The sequence below is a fragment of the Sporosarcina koreensis genome, from assembly GCF_001531445.1.
GTDB lineage: Bacteria > Bacillota > Bacilli > Bacillales_A > Planococcaceae > Sporosarcina > Sporosarcina koreensis_C.
In genome coordinates this window covers 1-243 of record NZ_LQYA01000375.1, presented here as the reverse complement: position 1 = coordinate 243, position 243 = coordinate 1, and the positions used below count along the sequence as shown (strand labels likewise).

General features: G+C 35.8%; 1 pseudogene. It reads left to right on the top strand.

Annotated features, from left to right (window positions below):
• Positions 1–243: pseudogene (locus tag AWV70_RS22470) on the top strand (tetracycline efflux MFS transporter Tet(L)); the annotation flags it as partial.

The window sequence follows — 243 nt, the reverse complement described above, 5'->3', positions numbered from 1 at the left end:
TCCTGATATTTGTAAAACATATTAGGAAAGTAACAGAACCTTTTGTTGAACCTGCACTGGGGAAAAATATTTCTTTTATAATTGGTTTCCTTTGTGGAGGACTTATATTTGGTACAGTAGCAGGGTTTATCTCTATGGTTCCTTACATGATGAAAGATGTACATCAACTAAGTACTGCTGCAATTGGCAGTGTGATTATTTTCCCTGGAACAATGAGCGTTATTATCTTCGGTTACATTGGTG